Source organism: Stenotrophomonas sp. 59 (assembly GCF_030291095.1).
GTDB lineage: Bacteria > Pseudomonadota > Gammaproteobacteria > Xanthomonadales > Xanthomonadaceae > Stenotrophomonas > Stenotrophomonas maltophilia_Q.
In genome coordinates, this window is sequence record NZ_CP127408.1 from 2,398,430 (window position 1) to 2,415,232 (window position 16,803).

Below are 16,803 nucleotides of genomic sequence, written 5' to 3' on the forward strand. Positions count from 1 at the left end.
GCAGATCCTGGCCGATGCCCAGGCGGCATTGCGCCATATCCTGGGGGACCGCAACGGCGGTCCCCCATCCCCAGCCCCAGAAGGAGTTCCAGCGATGACCTTCCCGATCCCGCCCTCTCCGTTCCCCACGCCGGACCATCCCGGCGGCAAGACCCCCATGCAGATCGCGCAGGAGCTGGCCGATGCGGCAATGGCCGCCAGCGAGGAAGGCATCCGCGCAGCGATGGCGGTGTCCCAGCGGGCGGTCGATGCCGCCAACGAAGCCGCGCGACTTGCCGACGAGGCCGCCGAAGAAGCGGTGCGCCGCGCGACCGAAGCGAACGCCAGGTAGCGCTCGCTGCGGCGATGATCGACCCCGGCGAGGCGCGTGCCTGCGCCGGGGTTTTTCATTGCTCTGGCGTGCGGCGATAGCTGCGCGGGCTGACCCCGACCACGCGCCGGAAACTCTTCTCGAAATGACTCAGGTCGCCGAAGCCGACCTGGAGGGCGACATCGGTGATGCGCAGGCGCTGCCCGCCGCGCAGCAGCTGCTTGGCGTGTTCGATGCGCAGCTGCTGCAGCAACAGCTTGAAGGTGGTGCCCAGCTCGCTGCGGAACAGGAAGCCCAGGTGTGACTGGCTGACATGCGCCTGGCGTGCCAGGTCACCCAGCGTCACCGGTTCGGCGGCGTGATCCTTCAGGTAGGCCAGCGCACGCTTGAGACCCTCGTGCAGGCCCTCGCGTGATGCAGCCGCGGGGTCCGTCGCAGCCGGTTCCGGCACAGACACCGGCGCGCTCGCCAGCGGATCGTCCGCACGCGGCAGGGTCAGCCCGGTGCCGGCAGAACCGGTGCCGGCAGGATCGCCGCCCAGCTTCAATCCCGGTGCATGGCGCAGAACGTCTTCGCGGTGGATGTTGCGGCCGCCGGTCATCACCGCAAGACGGACCACCACGCGTTCCATCTCCAGAAGATTCCCCGGCCAGTCATGGCCGCGCAGCGCTTCCAGCACGTCTTCGCTGATGACCTGCGGGTTGAACCCATGCAGCTGCAGGGAACGCGCCACCAGCGCATCGATGTCTTCACTTCGCTCGCGCAGCGGGGGAATGTCCACGGTCAGGAACTCCAGCCCGGCCAGCAGTGCGCGCGAGAACTGGCGTTCGCGCACGCGCTGCTCCAGGTCGGCGCTGGTCGAGGCGATGACCCGGATCGCGCGCGCAGAACCTGCGTCGGCCGTCGCTGACTGCAGGCCACGAATGCAATGCGAGAGTTGCGCCTGCAGCGGCACCGGAAGTTCGTCCACCTCATGGAAGTACACGGTGCCGCCGCGCGCCCGGTCAAACCAGTGGGCAGGTTCTTCCTGCGGATGGGCGCAGTTGACCTCGACGAACGGTCCGCGCCGGCGCGGGCCGCAGCTGTGCAGGGCAGCGGCCAGCTCCATCTTCTCGGTGCCGAACTCGCCACGCAGCAGCACCGGCAGCCGGCTGGCGGCGGCGCGCTCGACGAATTCCTCCATCCGCTTCAGCGCATCGCAGGCACCCACCAGCAGCAACGACCGGCTGAGCGCCTGCTCCGCCCAGGCCTGCGCTTCGTAGCGCTTGATCAGGTGCGCGCACCGGTGCGCGAACACCTCGCCCAACGCAAGTGCACTGCTGTCCAGATCACCGGCGTCCCCTTCCAGTTGCAGCTCACCCAGTACTTCGCCGCCATAGCGGATCGGCAGGCGCTGGCTGCTGCCGCGTGTACGCGTACCGCCCGCGTCGTGGCCTGCTTCCGACGCGTTGGCGCCGGGGCCACGCAGATGGACGCGGCCTCCGCGCAATGCATGGTGCTGCGAGAACTCCTTGACGAACGCGCCCAGCAGGTCGGGCAAGGACCGGTAGGGTTGGTAGGCGCGCTGCAACATCTCACTGACTTGCCTGTGCATTGAAACTCCCCTTGCGAATGGCGCCCCGGTGCAGCTGCACCAGGCGATCGCGCAATGCGTAGCGTCTGGCTTCATTGCGTGATGCTGCGATGCCTACGCCGCGCTTCGCGCCAGCCGCTGCACACACAGATCAACGCGCACGCTGTCCGCCCCCATGCCCCCAGGGGGTTGCCGTCGGTGGGTCGACGATGCGGACGTCGGACGGATCCGGACTCCGCCGGCGTCTTCACAGTGCCGGCGTTTCCGATTATCGAATCGGAGTTTCAAGAGAAACATGATGATAATGACGTGAATATCCGTGGCATCCGGGCGCCTTCACGTCCCACAGGGCGCTGCACCGGCAGGAAACACCCGTTTTCACAGGCCCTGGCGTGGCCCAGCGATGTCTGCGCAGCGCGCAGCATTCCGCCCCCTGTCCTGCACCGGGAGCGGACGACATAATCCGCTCCCCCGATCAAGGAGATTCAATACATGGAACACACCACCCCGGCGGCCCCGAAGAACTATCTGATGTGGGCGATCCTGAGCATCTTCGGTGGTTTCTGGCCCTTCGGCATCGTCGCCACGGTCTACGCCAACCGCACCACCTCGCTGCTCGCCGCCGGCCAGATCGGCCCGGCGACGGTGGCATCACGCAAGGCGCTGCGCTGGATGATCGCCTCCTTCGTCACGCTGCCGCTGTGCGTCCTGTTGCTGGTGGGCTACGCACTGATCCTGCGCGCGGGCACCTGAACCACACGGCGTCCATCTGCGGCATGATGGGCGCCCTGTCCAGATCTGGAGTCGGCCATGCCCGTTGGATTCATCGGCCTGGGCGTGATGGGAACGCCGATGGCGGCGCATCTGGCGCATGCCGGCCACATCGTGCGTGGCTGGTCGCGCTCCGACCGCAACCACGCTGCCGCGCGCGCCGCCGGCATCGGCGTCTGCGAGACAGTGGACGAAGTATTCGCGGCCTGCGACACCGTCATCCTGATGCTGGCCAATGACGATGCCATCGACAGCGTGCTCGATCGGCATGGCGCGGCGTTCGGCGAGCGGGTCGAGGGCCGCCTGCTGATCAACATGGGCACCAGCTCGGCAGCGTACTCGCAGGCGCTGGCCGGGCAGATCCGTGCCGCGGGCGGCCGCTACGTGGAAGCGCCGGTGTCCGGCTCACGCGTGCAGGCCGAAGCGGCGCAGCTGGTGGTCCTGCTGGCCGGTGCGGATGTCGACCTCGCGGCAGCCGCCCCACTGGTTGCACCGATGGGCAGGCAAACGGTGTGCTGTGGTGAAGTGCCGTCCGCGCTGCGCATGAAACTGGCGGTGAACCTGTACCTGATCACCCTGGTCACCGGCCTGGCCGAAGCGGTGCACTTCGCCGAGGCCCACGGCATTGAGCTGGACCGCTTCGCGCAGGTGCTCAATGCAGGGCCGATGGCCAGCGAAGTATCGCGAATCAAGCTGGACAAGATGGTCCGTGGTGACTTCAGCGTGCAGGCGTCGATCACCGACGTGCGCAAGAACAGTGGGCTGGTAGCCGCTGCCGCCCATGAGGTGGGCATGCATGCGCCCTTGATCGACGCCAGCGACGCGCTGTTCGCACAGGCACTGGCGTCCGGGTCGGGGGCGCTGGACATGGCGGCCGTGCTGGAGGCTGTACGGGCCGGGCCAACCGGTACTGGCCGGCGCTGATCCGGATTCATGTTCCGGCACTACTGCCGCCCCCCACCGCTGCTATATTCAGTCCAGCTCGGCAGGCACGGTGCCTGCCCTCGAATCACAGGGAGTTGGACATGGGTCTGGTACAGGCGGTGAAGGGTGCGGTTGGCGGTGTTCTGGCCGACCAGTGGAAGGACTTCTACACCGTGCCGGCGGGCCTGCCGTCCACGGCGGCCCTGTTCGCGGCGGTGCCGCAGGGCACCAATGCCGGCCGCGGCTCCAACACCAGCGGCTCGTCCAACATCATCACCAACGGCTCGAAGATCATCGTGCCCGAAGGCTACGGCCTGCTGCTGTTCCAGGACGGCGCGATCACTGCGTTCGTCGCCGAACCGGGTGGCTATGAGTGGCGCTCGGACGATCTGAACTCGCAGTCGATCTTTGCCGGCGACGGCCTGGTCAGCACCTTCATCAAGCAGAGCTGGGAGCGCTTCAAGTTCGGCGGCCAGCCCGGCTCGCAGCAGGCCGCCTACTTCGTCTCGCTGAAGGAGCTACCGGACAACCGCTTCGGCACCCAGTCGGAAATCTACTGGGACGACGGCTTCCTCAACACCCAGGTCGGCGCGGTCACCCGTGGCTCGTACACGCTGAAGATCGTCGACCCGATCCTGTTCGTGAAGAACTTCGTGCCGGCCAGCTATCTGCGTCCAGGCCAGGTGTTCGATTTCACCGATCTGGACAATGCCGCCGCCAGCCAGCTGTTCAATGAAGTGGTCGGCTCGCTGGCACCGGCCTTCAGCCTGTACACCAACGATCCGGGCAAGGGCAACCGCATCACCAAGCTGCAGCAGGACTCGCTGGGCTTCGCGCAGAGCCTGTCGGCCGCAGTCGAGCAGGGCTACCAGTGGAAGTCGGACCGCGGCCTGGCCATCGTCAAGACCGCCATCGTCTCCATCGAGTACGACGCCAACACCCGCGAACTGCTGAAGACCGTGCAGCGCGCCGATGCGCTGTCCGGTGCGCGTGGCAACTCCAACCTGCAGGCCAGTGTTGCCCAGGGCATCCAGTCGGCAGGCGAGAATGGCGGTGCGGCAGGCCTGGTCGGTGTCGGCATGGCATCTGGCATGTTCGGTGTCGGCGGCATGCAGCAGCCGGTGGCCCCGGCTGCGGACGACCCGGTCGCCAAGCTGAAGAAGGCCAAGGAAATGCTGGACCTGGGCCTGATCACCCAGAGTGACTACGACGCGCTCAAGGCCAAGGCACTGGGCCTGTAACCGGCAGGACGCATACACCCCATGTCTGATCCCCGAAACGGCCCACCGCCGCTGCCCGGATCCGTGCCCGCGACGCCGCCGCCCTTGCCGGCGGCGTCGTTGGATGGGCCGGGTTCGCCGCAGGACGTCCCTCCCCTGCCCGGCAGCTTCCCGCTGGACACCTCGAAGCTGCCGCAGGCCATCCGCGATGAAGTGGAAGCGCCTGATCCGGTCGCCATCGACACCTCGGCCAGCGAGCTGAAGGATGGCCTCAACCGCTGCCCGAAGTGCGGCGCCACCGACATCCGCCCCAAGGCCGGCACCGATATCCTGGTCTGCCTGTACTGCCGTCACGAATGGCATGGCGCGCGGGTCGAGGAGGAATTCGGGCTGGGCGAGGCCATCGACCAGCTGCGCGGCACCGTCATTGCCTCCGGCGCACGCGACATCGACGCCGACACCTCGGCATTGATGACGTTCAAGTGCACCGGCTGCGGCGCCGAAGTCACGGTCAATACCGAAAGCACGATGACAGCGCGCTGCCACTGGTGCCGCCACGTCTTCGGCGTCAACGAGCAGATCAGCAATGGCGCGGTGCCTGATGCGGTGCTGCCCTTCCATATCAGGAAGGACGACGCGGTCGCGCGCATCCGCCAGTTCGTCGACAAGCGCCGAATGTTCGCGCTGAAGGCGTTCAAGGACCAGTTCACCCCGGAAAACGTGGTGGGCGTATTCCTGCCCTACATGATCGTCGACAGCAATGTCAGCGCGGCCGTGGCCGGCAAGGGCGAGATCAAGACGCGCGAATACACGGTGGGTAGCGAGAAGAACAAGCGCACCCTGTACGACGCCGATGTCTACCAGGTCGAGCGCCAGGTGGATTTCACCGTTGATGACCTGCCACTGGAATCCTCGGCCGAGCGGGGAAATCTCGATACCCGCGCCAACACCAACAACATCATCAACACCATCCTGCCGTTCGACACCAAGAACGCGGTGAAATGGAACGCCTCGTACCTGGCCGGCTTCACTTCGGAGAAGCGCAACCTGGACGTGGAGAAACTGCGGCCGCGACTGGAAGACCAGCTGCTGTCGATCGCCCGTTCGCAGGTGGAAGGTTCGGTGAAGCGCTACAACCGTGGCGTGCGCTGGGAGCAGGAACAGCTGGAGGTGCATGGTACCCGCTGGGTATCGATGTACCTGCCGGTGTGGCTGTATTCCTACCATCAGCCTGGAAAGAACGGCGGCATGCTGCATTACATCGCAGTGAATGGCCGCACCGGCGAGACCATGGGCAGCGTACCCGTGCAGCAATGGAAGATGCTGCTGGCGGCACTGGCCACCGGCACCGTCATTGAAGCCCTCGCAATAGCATTCCTGGTGGCATCGACATGAGCGACGACAGTGGCCTCTGGCTGTTGGCGGCAGGTCCGGCCGGCGCAACCGCGCTGTACTGGGCGCTGTACCGCTATTACCGCAACACCGACAAATCCCACTCCTTCGAGCATGAAACCGAGATCGAGGCCAAGCCCATCACCGGCTCGGACCAGCAGGTGGGCAGGGTCACCGGTACCGAGGAGAAGCGCATCCGTGGCGACAACGTCTACGAGTACCGGAAGCGGGTCGTGAGGGTGAAGCCGGGCGGGGACTGAAAACTCCGGCCAGCGGTTCCACCCTGCGCTACGCTGTTGCACAACCCAACAAGGAAGCAGGTTCATGCAGCGCATTTCAAGAGTGGTCGCGGGGCTTCTGGTCGCCATGGCGGCAGGCGCCGCGACGGGCCCCGCCCATGCCCAGAAGGTGTGCAACGTCATCGGAAAAGTCACGGGCCTGATCCCGTCGCAGGGCGTCGCTGGTTTCGGCATGACAGTGCCACTGACCGGCTGTTCCTGCGATCACTCCATGATCTGGATTGATACCGCTACGGATGGTGGAAAAGCCATGTACGCAGCGGTTCTGGCAGCGAAATTGAATGGCAGCCTGGTGCAGGCGACATTCCAGGATGGCCAGGGAGCCAGTGCACCGGGAAACTCCTCGATCGTGTTCCGCTATTCGGCCACCTGCAAACTGGCGGCGTTCGAAATGCTGTAGCCGGTGTGGGCCTCGGCCCACGACCGGTCGGGACCGATGCGGACCCCGTCGGCCCACCCGCAGATCGCTGCGGGGAGCCCCTCCTGGCCACTGCCCTCCTCAGCCGGCCTGGCCCAGCCGCATCTTGAGCTGCAGGATCTCCTGCTCGCTCACCCCGATCGACTTCAGGTAGCCCTCCGCACCGCCGTACTGGCGGTGCAGCGCAGCCAGGAACTGCTCCATGTTGTCCGGTGCGGTGCCGGCCATCCCCGCCATCCTGCGGCCGATCTCCGGGTTCTGCTTGATCAGTGCCATGATCTGCGCGTTCATCGCGCTGTCCTTCGGCTGTCCTTCCAGGTAGTGCGCGGAGATCGCATAGTTGTGCACGATCTCGTCCTTCGGCACGCCGGCCAGGTCCAGCAGCAGGCCGGCGATGATGCCGGTGCGGTCCTTGCCGGCCGTGCAATGGAACAGCACCGCACCGTCCTGCTGGGCTGCGATGCGCTGGAACACCTGCTTGAACTGCGGCTGGCTGTGGCCCAGCCACTGCACATAGGCTTCGCCAAGGGTCTCCGGGAAGCTGGACATCATCTTCTTCAGGTCCATCTTCTCGGTACCCATCAGCGAGATGCGCTGGTACGCGAAGCGATCATCCCGGGCCAGCAGGTCCGGCGACTGCGCTTCCTCGTCGGCGGTGCGCAGGTCGATGTCCAGCTTCACGCCGGCGGCGACCAGCGCGTCACGATCCTTGTCGGTCAAGCGACCGAGGTCGGCGGTGCGCACGAACGCGCCGGCCGGAATCGGCCCGCGGCTGCCCTGCAGGCCTTCGAAGGTACGCACGTTCCAGGCCCCCTGCAGCGGGATCACGCGCAGCGCATCGGCAGCGACAGGCTTCACATTCGTGGTGGTCACCGGCTTCGCGGCAACGACCGGCGGCGTATCGGCGGCCGTCGCAGCAGCAGCCAGTGACAGGCCCAGCATCAGGGCCAGGGCGAGTTCGGTGTGGCGGGTCTTCATGGGTGTCTCCGGTCGAATCAGAAGTTGACGGCCACATCCAGGCCAAAAGTGCGCGGATCATTGAAGATGCCGCTCTGGCCCAGTGCCGCGCTGTTGATCTTGTAGAACAGGTGTTGTTCGTCCAGCAGATTGCGCGCCCACAACGAGAACGACATCGTGGTGCCGGCACTGTTCAGCGGCACATCCACCAGCGCGACGCGTGCATTCACCACGAACGAGCTGTCGGTCAGCATCTGGTCGTACTCGCTGGTGTAGTAGCCATCGGACCAGTTGCCATCCACATGGAACTTCAAGGCCGAGAAGTTGGCGAACGGCACCAGGTAGTCCACCGACAGGCTGCCGGCATTCTTCGGCGCCAGCAGCGGCTGTACGGTCACCTTCACACCCGCTCCAAACGGGTCGGTGGCGGTCTGCGCATCGATCTTCGTGTAGGCGTAGTTGAGGCCGAGGGTGAGGTTGTCCACCGGCATCACGTTGAACTCCAGCTCCGCGCCGCGTGACTTGCCATCGCCCAGTGCATTGGTGGTGACCATGGTGGTGCGGGTTTCGCCACTGTTCGGGTCGAACGGCAACGAGAAATCCATCTGCTTGTGCGCGATGGTGGAATCGAACACAGCCAGGTTCAGGCGGGCGCGGTTGTCCCAGAACTGGGACTTGAAGCCCAGCTCGTAGGCGGTCACTTCTTCTGGCCCGAACGCGGTGTAGTTGGTCGAGCGCGAGTTGGCACCACCGGCCTTGAAACCGGTGCTGTACCTGGCATACACCATGGCGTGCTCGCCAAGGTCGTAGGCGATGTTGAGCATCGGGTCGAAGCGGCTCCAGCGGTCCTTGAAGGCGAGATCCGTCGCCGCGCCGTTGACGATGTACAGGCTGCCCTTCTTGTCATCGCGGGTGTAGCGACCACCCGCGGTCAGGTGCAGCCGCTGCATTGCTTCCGGCGTCCACGTAGCCTGCCCGAACACGCCCAGGCTGTCGGTCCACGCCTTGCTCGCACGGTCGATGCGCACCCGCGAAAGATCCAGTGGATTGGTCGCCGGATTCACCGTGTAGCTGTTGCCACCCGGTCCCCACACCAGCATGTTCGGGGTCTGTGCATTGTCACCCGCCGTCTCGTGGTAGTAGAACGCACCGCCGAGGAACTGCACCTGCGAGGTGTTCCCGATCAGCTGGAATTCCTGGCTGTACTGGTGCTGGTAGACCTGGGCCAGGCTGTAACGGCCGAACGGCGTGCCGGCACCGCCATAGGCAGAGATTGCATCGACCAGGCCCATGTCGAACTGGCCCTGGGTGAGCTCACGATAGGAGCTGATCGATTTCAGTTCCAGGTTGTCGTTCAAGGTCCACGAAAGATTCAGCAGGTGGCCACTGGTGCGGCCGATGTTGTCTTCCTGAGGGCCACCGAGGATGGCGCTGTCGCGACGATCCTGGCTGGCACCCGCCTTCTGCAGCGGGCTGAGGTAGGCGCCAGGCACAAGCACCTGCGTGTGATAAGGCGTGGTGGCGTCGTAGGAACGGTCGAAGGCATAGAGCAGCGAGAAATCATCACTCGGCTGCCACAGCATGCTCAATCGTGCACCACGCTTGTCATAGCTGTTGAAGCCGCGCTCACCGCGCATCGGGTTGTCGGTGGTCCCGCCGCGCCTGGCCTGCACAGCGTCGATCTTGAAACTGAGGTCGCCCACCTTGGGCAGGTCGAGGTGCAGCGCACTGTTGTAGCCGCTGAAGTTGGACACACCGGCGCTGACGCTGCCGCCGAATTCACCGGTCGGTGCCTTGGTCACGATGCTCACCGCGCCGCCTTCGGTATTGCGGCCGAACAGCGTGCCCTGCGGTCCTTTCAGTACTTCGATGCGCTCCACGTCGTAGAGCATGCTGCCCAGGCCCTGCGCGCGGCCCATGAACACACCATCGACATAGATGCCGACGCCCGCGTCGCGGGCTGGCTGGTTGGCATCACCGGAGGCGCCGATGCCGCGGATGCCGATGTTCAGCGCCGAACTGCGGGTGGCGAACGGCGTGACCCGCAACGATGGAATGGAACCATCAGACAGGCTGCCCAGCGAAATCGCGCTGCGATCCTTCAGCGCTTCGGCATCGACCACCGACACCGAGATCGGTGTTTCCTGCAGGTTGGTGGCGCGCTTCTGCGCGGTCACCATCACCTGGTCGAGGGCGACTACGGTACGAGCTGCATCGGCAGATGCCGTGGCATCGGTGCCGGGACTGTCTTCGGCATGGGCCAGCACCGGCAGCGCGGCGGCGATGGCGAGGGTGAGCAGCGGGCGGTGCAGCGGGGCGTGGCGCATCGGACTCATTCGCGGAAGGAGAAGGCCGGCGCAGTCTGGGAGGCGGGAATTACAAATGAATGACCGTTCATTCACACCTTTTGTGACGTACTATGCCGGCCCTGGACGCCCCGACTTCACGCAATGACGCCGAAACCCGCCGTAGTACCTGCCACCGAAGCCCCCGCTGCCGCCCATGCGGAGGCCCAACGCCGGCGCATCCTCGATGCCGCCCAGAAATGCTTCATTACCCGCGGCTTCCATGCGGGCTCCATCGGCGATATCGCCGCCGAGGCCGAGATCAGCCAGGGGCTGATGTACCGCTATTTCGCCAACAAGCGCGCCCTGATCCTGGCCCTGATCGAACGCCAGCTTCGGCATGACCAGGCCTCGATCAGCGAGATGCCGGCGGCATCGGATCTGGTTGACGGCCTGCTGGAGTGCTACCGGCAATGGGCGCGCGGCGAGGTGTTGCCCATCCATGGCAATGCCATCGCCAGCGTGGCGTTGTATGCGGAAATCAATGCCGAGGCGCATCGCGACCCGGTACTGGCCGACGTGCTGCGCACCCATGACAGGCAGACCAGCGACGCGATCCACGCCTGGCTGCGCCAGCGCGACGTCACCCAGGGCCGGCGCGTTGACGAGGAAGGCATCGCTGGCCGCACCCTGCTGCTGCGCCTGCTGGTGGAAGGCCTGGCGATGCGCGCCGTGCGCGATCCGGACCTGCCGCCCGCGCGGGTAAGAGCATTGCTGGCTGATGCGATTGGCCGCGTCATGGGGTAATGCCGGCCGCTTCACCAGCAAGCCGTCACACTGGCCGCTCCTCCCGCAGCGCCTGCCATTGCCGTGCTCGACTGGTTGCCTGGTCACTGGAAGATTCTTCCGCGCCGCTTCTACCAGCGCCCGTCGACCGACGTTGCCCCTGAACTACTCAACAAGCTGCTGGTGCGCGACGATGGTCGCGCGGCCCGTATCGTCGAAGTCGAGGCGTATGCCGGCAGCGTGGACCCGGCCGCGCACTCCTACCACGGGCAGACACCACGCACGGCCAGCATGTTCGGTGAAGCCGGCCATCTGTACGTCTACTTCACTTACGGCATGCACTGGGGCAGCAATGTCGTCTGTGGCGACGTCGGCGAAGGCGTGGCCGTACTGCTGCGCACCGCCGAGCCGTTGGCGGGGCTGGAGCGGATGCGCGAACTGCGCCCCGCAGCCCGCCGGGACCACGATCTGGCCAGTGGTCCCGGCAAGCTTTCGCAAGCCTTCGGTCTGGATCGCAGCTTCGATGGTGCGGATCTGGTGAGGGGCAACCAGGGGATCGTCATCGCCAGCGATGGCACCGCTCCGCCACTCGATCCGGTCGTCGGGCCCCGCATCGGCATCACCCGTGCGGTGGACTTTCCCTGGCGCTGGCATGTCCGCGACCATCGTCACGTTTCAGTGCGCCCCTCGCGCGCGCCTCGCAAACGCTGACCAGGATGCGTCACGTCGGCATCACCCCACCCTGCCCATACATAACGAGGTCCGCACTAGCGTAGTGCCTGACAGCCGCCGAAGCCGCCCTCGCCACCCTGCCCCGAAAAGCGCCATGGACGAAGCCGAACGACTGCTTGAACTGGACCGCCTTCATCTGCTCGATACACCACCGGAGCCGGTGTTCGATGCCATCGTCGCTGCCGCCCGCGCCGCCACGGGCATGACCATGGCACTGATCTCGGTGGTGGCCGATGAACGCCAATGGTTCAAGGCCAACATCGGCCTGGAGGGTGTCAGCGAGACGGCCCGCGAGATCTCGTTCTGCACGCACGCCATCCAGCAGGATGCCCTGTTCGAGATTCCCGATGCCCAGCAGGATCCACGCTTCGCCACCAATCCGCTGGTCACCGGTGGCCCCCGCATCCGGCATTACGCCGGCATCTCGCTCGGCTCGGCGCACGGCGCCCGTATCGGTACGCTGTGCCTGCTCGACCCGATGCCGGGCGTCCTGTCGCCTTCGCAACGCGAGCTGATGGTGCACCTGGCCCGGGTCACCACCCAGGTACTGGAGCAGCGCAGCACGCTGATGGCCCAGGTTGGACAGGCCAAGGCCCTGCATCGAGAGCTGAAGCGCAGCGAGGACTTCCTGGAGCGTACCAACCGCGCGGCGCGCGTGGGTGGCTGGGAAATGGACCTGGTCAGCAACGAGGTCCGCTGGACCCGCGAGACCAAGCAGATCCACGGCGTGCGCAGCAACTTCGAACCGACGCTCGAAACGGCATTGTCGTTCTATCGCGAGGACAGCCGCAGCATCATCCGCGCGGCAGTACAACGCTGCGTCGACGAAGGCATCTCCTGGGAACTGCAGCTGCCGATGACCACTGCCGACGGACGTGCCATCTGGACCCGCGTGGTGGGTGGACGGCAACAGGTCGATGGCCGGCCCCGGCTGGTCGGCGCCATCCAGGACATCACCGAGGAGCGCGCTGCACTGGACGCCCTGGAGGCGAGCGAAACACGCTACCGGCGCCTGTTCCACTACAGCCTTGGCCTGATCTGCACCCACACGCTGGACGGCGTGCTGACATCGGTCAACCCGGCGGCCGTGCAGTCGCTGGGCTTCCATGAGAGCCAGATGATCGGGCGCAGCCTGTGCGACCTGATGCCGCCGGACAAGCGCACCGCCTTCAAGGCCTATCTCGAGCGCATTGCGGTGAATCACACCGATGCTGGCGTCATCGAGCTGATCGCCGCGGACGGCAGCCGGCATTTCTGGGCCTATCACAATGTGCTCGACAGCGAGGCCAGTCCGCCGTACGTGCTGGGCCATGCGCAGGACGTGACGGCGCTGCGGATGCAGGAACAGCAACTGCGCGAGATGTCCTTCAAGGACCCGCTCACCCAGAGCTACAACCGGCGCTTCCTGCCTCGCCTGGACGCACTGGCTGAGCAGCCATGGGCCTGCCTGATGTTCGATCTGGATCATTTCAAGCAGATCAACGACACCCAGGGCCATGCGCGGGGTGACACGGTGCTGGTCGAGTTCGTCGCTTTCCTGCGTGGCCCGCTGGGTGCGGCGGAGCACGTGGTGCGCATGGGCGGCGACGAATTCATGGTGGTGCTGACCGCGCCGGAACCGGGACGGCTGGCCGCGCTGGAACTGTGGTATGTGCAGAAGGCCGGACAGTCACCGACGCCGTTCTCGCTCGGTTCGACCCACCACACCCCGGGCGAATCGGTGGCCGATACCCTGCAGCGTGCCGACAGTCGCCTGTATCGGGAACGCGCGCGGGTGCGCCAGCAACCCCGGCCGGCGCCCTGATCCCCCAACCGGTGTACCCGTGCCCCCGGCGCAGCGCTATGCTCGGCAGCGGCCACCGTCGGCCTGGGGGGAACACGCATGATCCGCAGCGTCTGCCTGGCTCTGCTGCTGTTGCTGGTTCCTTCCGTCACGTTGCCAGCGCCAGTCCCTGCACCGGTTGAGGCACGCGTGCCCTTCGCGCCGACGCCCTTCGTCGGCAGCGACGGCCTGCGCCATCTGGCCTACGAGCTGCACATCACCAACTACTACGGCGATACCGGTGCGCTGCTGCCGCAATCGCTGCAGGTGTTCGGCGACGATGCCGGAACCCCGCTGCTGAGCCTGGATGGCCCTGCCCTGCGCAACTGGGTGCGGCCGTCGCCTTCGGAGGATGGCGCGATATCCATTGCACCGGGCAAGCGCCTGGTGGTGTTCCTGTGGCTGTCACTGCCCATCGCCGATCGCGTGCCACATACCCTCCGGCACCGCATGCTGCTGGGCACCGAGCACCACGGCACCGTGGCGCTGGACGGCGCCCATGTTGCGGTCAGCGCGGCAAAGGTGATGGCGCTCGGCCCGCCCCTGCGGGGTGGCCGATGGCTCGCCCATGAAGGGCCCGGCGCGGCGCAGTCACACCATTGGGGCAGCCTTGTGGCGGTGAATGGTGACCTGACCATTCCGCAGCGCTTCGCGCTCGATCTGGTCGGCGTCGACGAACATGGGCGCGCCGTGCGCCCAACGGCCAGGGATCTGCAGCACACCCGCCATTCGGATTGGGTGGGCTATGCAGCACCGGTGCTGGCCGTGGCCGATGGCATCGTGCGCGCGACACGTGATGGGCAACCCGAACATGCGCCGCTGACCGCGCAACCGGAACCGGCCTCGCTCACGGCGGATGGCTTGTTTGGCAACTACGTTGTCCTGGAAATCTCACCGGGCATCTTTGCCAGCTACGCCCATCTGCGCACCGGCAGCATCAAGGTGGAACCCGGACAGCGCGTCCAGCGCGGACAGGTGCTGGCCCAGCTTGGGCAGTCGGGCAACTCCGCCGCCCCGCATCTGCACTTCCAGCTCTCCAACAAGGCAACGTTCGAAGGCTCCGAGGGCATCCCCTATGTCTTCCAGGCTTTCAACGATTTCGGCCCTGAAAGCGAAGCGCAGCTGTTCGGCCAAGGGCAGGCCTGGACACCCGGCGTGACCGCGCAGCATGGGAATCAACTGCCGCTGAATGACATCGTCATTGAGTTCCCGCCGCGCTGACACACCCACGCCGCCGCCAGCGCCGCTCCTGTAGAGCCGAGCCCACGCTCGGCTGCTCTTCGGCCTCTTCGGCCACGCCACGATGAGCGCCGAGCGCAGCAAGCCGAGCGCGGGCTCTGCTCTACAGGTTCCAGCAGCGGGTGCGACCCTACTCGGCCGCCAGCGCCTGGATCGGGTCCAGCTGCGCTGCACTGCGTGCCGGGAAGTAGCCGAAGCCCAGCCCGATTGCCGAGGAGCACGCCAGCGCGGCCAACACGGGTCCGGCGGTGAACAGGAACGGCACACCCAGCGACAGCAGGCTGGACAGCGCCCCCACGCCGAATGCAAGCAGCACTCCCAGCACGCCGCCAACCAGGCAGATCAGCACCGCCTCGATCAGGAACTGGCGCAGGATGTCACCCTGCCGCGCGCCCACCGCCAGGCGCACGCCAATCTCGCGCACGCGTTCTTTCACCGACACCAGCATGATGTTCATCACTCCCACCCCACCCACCACCAGCGCCACGGCTGCAATGGCGGAGACCAGTGCCGCCAGGGTCTGGCTGGACTTCATCACCGCCTTGCGGATCTGGTCGGCGTTGTAGATGAAGAAATCGCGGCGACCGTGCAGCCGCTCCAGCTCGGCGCCCAGCGAGGCCTCGGCAGCATTGGTGGGTACGTTGTCGCGAACGCGTACGGTGATGCTCTCCAGGCGCTGGCTGCCCAGCAATCGCGACGCCGCCGAGGTGTAGGGCACGTAGACCGTAGGGGTTGCGCCGCCAGCGAATGCATTGGCCCCCACCACGCCGATCACCTCCACCGGCATGCCGCCCAGCAGCACCGTGCTGCCGATCGGGTTGCCCGTGAACAGCGCCTTGGCGGCCTTCTGGTCGACCACACCCAGCGCACGATGCTCACCCACTTCCGCGCCGGTGAAGAAGCGCCCTGCCTTCAGTCGCAGCCCACGCACGCGCAGCATGTCGGCCCCCACGCCAAGCACCTGGGTGTTGGCACGACGACTGCCCTGCAGGGCCGCCACCGATCCGGTCAGGTTCGGGCTGACGCTGTCCACGTAGCTCAGCGCCGCAAGATGATCCGCGTCGCCCACCACCAGTGTCTCGATCTCCGCCGACCGTGGGTCGCCGAAATCGGCGCCCGGGAAGATCTCCAGCGTACTGGCGCCGAGTTCGTTGATCTGCGACTCCACCTGCGCCTGGGCGCCCTTGCCCAGCGCCACCACGGTCACCACGGCCGCCACGCCGATGATGATGCCGAGCATGGTCAGCAGGGTACGCAGGCGATGTGCCAGCATCGAGCGCACGGCCATCCGCGCGGCCTCGCGTACTGCGTCCATGCGTGCGCGGCGCTCTGTGACCGATGACCCACCGTGTTCGGGCGCGGTTGCTACGGATGCAGAATCCGGGCCACGCTCACCGCGATCTGCCACCACGCGGCCGTCCGCGATCTCGATCACCCGCTTGGCATTGGCCGCGATCGCCGCGTCATGCGTGACCAGGATCACCGTGTGGCCCTGTGCATGCAGGCGCTTCAGCTCGGCCATCACCTGCTGGCCACTGGCGTGATCGAGCGCGCCAGTCGGCTCATCGGCCAATACGATGGCGCCGCCGTTCATCAGCGAGCGCGCAATGGACACGCGCTGCTGCTGGCCACCGGACAGCTGGCTCGGCCGGTTCGCGGTGCGCTCGCCCAGGCCGAGCGTTTCCAGCAGCCTGCGCGCGCGGGCCGTGCGCGCTTCCGCCTCCATGCCGGCATAGACCGCCGGCAGCGCTACGTTCTCGGTAGCGCTCAGGTTCTCCATCAGGTTGTAGCGCTGGAAGATGAAGCCGAAATGCTCGCGGCGCAGCCGTGCAAGCGTATCCGGTGCCATCCGCTCGGTGGCCTCGCCGTTCACCCGATAGCTGCCCTCGGTCGGCCTGTCCAGGCAGCCGAGGATGTTCATCAGCGTTGACTTGCCCGAGCCCGACGGGCCGATGATGGCGATGAATTCACCGGCGTCGATGCGCAGGGAAACGTCCTTGAGCACCACGACCTCGCCAGCACCCGAGCGATAGCTGCGCGATACGCCATGCAGTTCCAGCAGTGCGTCGGCCATG

The 16,803-nt window shown here is 66.2% G+C and carries 15 protein-coding genes; 11 read left to right on the top strand and 4 right to left on the bottom strand.

The features are described 5' to 3' along the window. Positions 1-94 precede the first annotated feature (94 nt). Positions 95-331: a hypothetical protein gene (locus tag QP552_RS11195; protein ID WP_106548433.1), complete on the top strand. Its 237-nt coding sequence runs from the start codon at positions 95-97 to the stop codon at positions 329-331. A 55-nt stretch (positions 332-386) separates the two neighbouring features. Here QP552_RS11195 and QP552_RS11200 read toward each other — a convergent pair whose 3' ends face one another. Next, entirely contained in the window at positions 387-1,904 is a 1,518-nt protein-coding gene (locus QP552_RS11200) for a helix-turn-helix domain-containing protein (RefSeq protein WP_111111712.1), read from the bottom strand. Between the two features lie 471 nt (positions 1,905-2,375). Here QP552_RS11200 and QP552_RS11205 point away from each other — a divergent pair, with 471 nt between their 5' ends. The 6 genes from QP552_RS11205 to QP552_RS11230 all read left to right on the top strand — a co-directional run bounded on the left by QP552_RS11205 (position 2,376) and on the right by QP552_RS11230 (position 6,889). Then, positions 2,376-2,636 carry a CD225/dispanin family protein gene (locus QP552_RS11205; RefSeq protein WP_286073648.1) on the top strand — a complete coding sequence of 87 codons (261 nt, stop codon included), beginning with the start codon at positions 2,376-2,378 and terminating at the stop codon, positions 2,634-2,636. 57 nt (positions 2,637-2,693) lie between these two features. Continuing rightward, on the top strand, positions 2,694-3,578 hold the full coding sequence (locus QP552_RS11210; protein ID WP_286073649.1) for an NAD(P)-dependent oxidoreductase: 885 nt from the start codon (positions 2,694-2,696) through the stop codon (positions 3,576-3,578). Between the two features lie 101 nt (positions 3,579-3,679). Then, positions 3,680-4,819: an SPFH domain-containing protein gene (locus tag QP552_RS11215; protein WP_099551030.1), complete on the top strand. Its 1,140-nt coding sequence runs from the start codon at positions 3,680-3,682 to the stop codon at positions 4,817-4,819. 21 nt (positions 4,820-4,840) lie between these two features. Continuing rightward, complete coding sequence (locus tag QP552_RS11220; RefSeq protein ID WP_106548428.1) at positions 4,841-6,193, top strand: hypothetical protein; 1,353 nt, start codon at positions 4,841-4,843, stop codon at positions 6,191-6,193. Further along, on the top strand, positions 6,190-6,450 hold the full coding sequence (locus tag QP552_RS11225; RefSeq protein WP_111111716.1) for a hypothetical protein: 261 nt from the start codon (positions 6,190-6,192) through the stop codon (positions 6,448-6,450). Before QP552_RS11220 ends, QP552_RS11225 begins: the two co-directional genes overlap by 4 nt. 64 nt (positions 6,451-6,514) lie before the next feature. Then, the gene (locus QP552_RS11230; protein ID WP_111111717.1) at positions 6,515-6,889 is read left to right on the top strand and encodes a hypothetical protein; all 375 of its coding nucleotides are present in this window, start codon (positions 6,515-6,517) and stop codon (positions 6,887-6,889) included. A gap of 99 nt (positions 6,890-6,988) precedes the next feature. Here QP552_RS11230 and QP552_RS11235 read toward each other — a convergent pair whose 3' ends face one another. Further along, the gene (locus QP552_RS11235) at positions 6,989-7,885 is read right to left on the bottom strand and encodes a tyrosine-protein phosphatase (protein ID WP_111111718.1); all 897 of its coding nucleotides are present in this window, start codon (positions 7,883-7,885) and stop codon (positions 6,989-6,991) included. Between the two features lie 17 nt (positions 7,886-7,902). Further along, positions 7,903-10,191 carry a TonB-dependent receptor gene (locus QP552_RS11240; RefSeq protein ID WP_286073650.1) on the bottom strand — a complete coding sequence of 763 codons (2,289 nt, stop codon included), beginning with the start codon at positions 10,189-10,191 and terminating at the stop codon, positions 7,903-7,905. A gap of 123 nt (positions 10,192-10,314) precedes the next feature. Between QP552_RS11240 and QP552_RS11245 the strand changes: the two genes are divergently transcribed. The 4 genes from QP552_RS11245 (at position 10,315) to QP552_RS11260 (ending at position 14,710) form a co-directional block, all read left to right on the top strand. Continuing rightward, the gene (locus QP552_RS11245; protein WP_106548423.1) at positions 10,315-10,956 is read left to right on the top strand and encodes a TetR/AcrR family transcriptional regulator; all 642 of its coding nucleotides are present in this window, start codon (positions 10,315-10,317) and stop codon (positions 10,954-10,956) included. Positions 10,957-11,019: 63 nt separating this feature from the next. Beyond that, entirely contained in the window at positions 11,020-11,646 is a 627-nt protein-coding gene (locus tag QP552_RS11250) for a DNA-3-methyladenine glycosylase (RefSeq protein WP_286073651.1), read from the top strand. A gap of 115 nt (positions 11,647-11,761) precedes the next feature. Beyond that, entirely contained in the window at positions 11,762-13,471 is a 1,710-nt protein-coding gene (locus QP552_RS11255; RefSeq protein ID WP_286073652.1) for a PAS domain S-box protein, read from the top strand. Positions 13,472-13,549: 78 nt separating this feature from the next. Beyond that, positions 13,550-14,710 carry a M23 family metallopeptidase gene (locus tag QP552_RS11260; RefSeq protein WP_286073653.1) on the top strand — a complete coding sequence of 387 codons (1,161 nt, stop codon included), beginning with the start codon at positions 13,550-13,552 and terminating at the stop codon, positions 14,708-14,710. A gap of 148 nt (positions 14,711-14,858) precedes the next feature. On the opposite strand, the gene QP552_RS11265 is transcribed toward QP552_RS11260, so the two are convergent. Continuing rightward, positions 14,859-16,802: a MacB family efflux pump subunit gene (locus tag QP552_RS11265; protein ID WP_286073654.1), complete on the bottom strand. Its 1,944-nt coding sequence runs from the start codon at positions 16,800-16,802 to the stop codon at positions 14,859-14,861. Position 16,803 lies beyond the last annotated feature (1 nt).

Coding starts and splice junctions, on each gene's coding strand:
- QP552_RS11215 (WP_099551030.1), top strand. CDS start 3,680: ATGGGTCTGGTACAGGCGGTGAAGGGTGCGGTTGGCGGTGTTCTGGCC.
- QP552_RS11210 (WP_286073649.1), top strand. CDS start 2,694: ATGCCCGTTGGATTCATCGGCCTGGGCGTGATGGGAACGCCGATGGCG.
- QP552_RS11195 (WP_106548433.1), top strand. CDS start 95: ATGACCTTCCCGATCCCGCCCTCTCCGTTCCCCACGCCGGACCATCCC.
- QP552_RS11255 (WP_286073652.1), top strand. CDS start 11,762: ATGGACGAAGCCGAACGACTGCTTGAACTGGACCGCCTTCATCTGCTC.
- QP552_RS11205 (WP_286073648.1), top strand. CDS start 2,376: ATGGAACACACCACCCCGGCGGCCCCGAAGAACTATCTGATGTGGGCG.
- QP552_RS11220 (WP_106548428.1), top strand. CDS start 4,841: ATGTCTGATCCCCGAAACGGCCCACCGCCGCTGCCCGGATCCGTGCCC.
- QP552_RS11245 (WP_106548423.1), top strand. CDS start 10,315: ATGACGCCGAAACCCGCCGTAGTACCTGCCACCGAAGCCCCCGCTGCC.
- QP552_RS11260 (WP_286073653.1), top strand. CDS start 13,550: ATGATCCGCAGCGTCTGCCTGGCTCTGCTGCTGTTGCTGGTTCCTTCC.
- QP552_RS11230 (WP_111111717.1), top strand. CDS start 6,515: ATGCAGCGCATTTCAAGAGTGGTCGCGGGGCTTCTGGTCGCCATGGCG.
- QP552_RS11265 (WP_286073654.1), bottom strand. CDS start 16,802: ATGGCCGACGCACTGCTGGAACTGCATGGCGTATCGCGCAGCTATCGC.
- QP552_RS11225 (WP_111111716.1), top strand. CDS start 6,190: ATGAGCGACGACAGTGGCCTCTGGCTGTTGGCGGCAGGTCCGGCCGGC.
- QP552_RS11235 (WP_111111718.1), bottom strand. CDS start 7,885: ATGAAGACCCGCCACACCGAACTCGCCCTGGCCCTGATGCTGGGCCTG.
- QP552_RS11240 (WP_286073650.1), bottom strand. CDS start 10,191: ATGCGCCACGCCCCGCTGCACCGCCCGCTGCTCACCCTCGCCATCGCC.
- QP552_RS11200 (WP_111111712.1), bottom strand. CDS start 1,904: ATGCACAGGCAAGTCAGTGAGATGTTGCAGCGCGCCTACCAACCCTAC.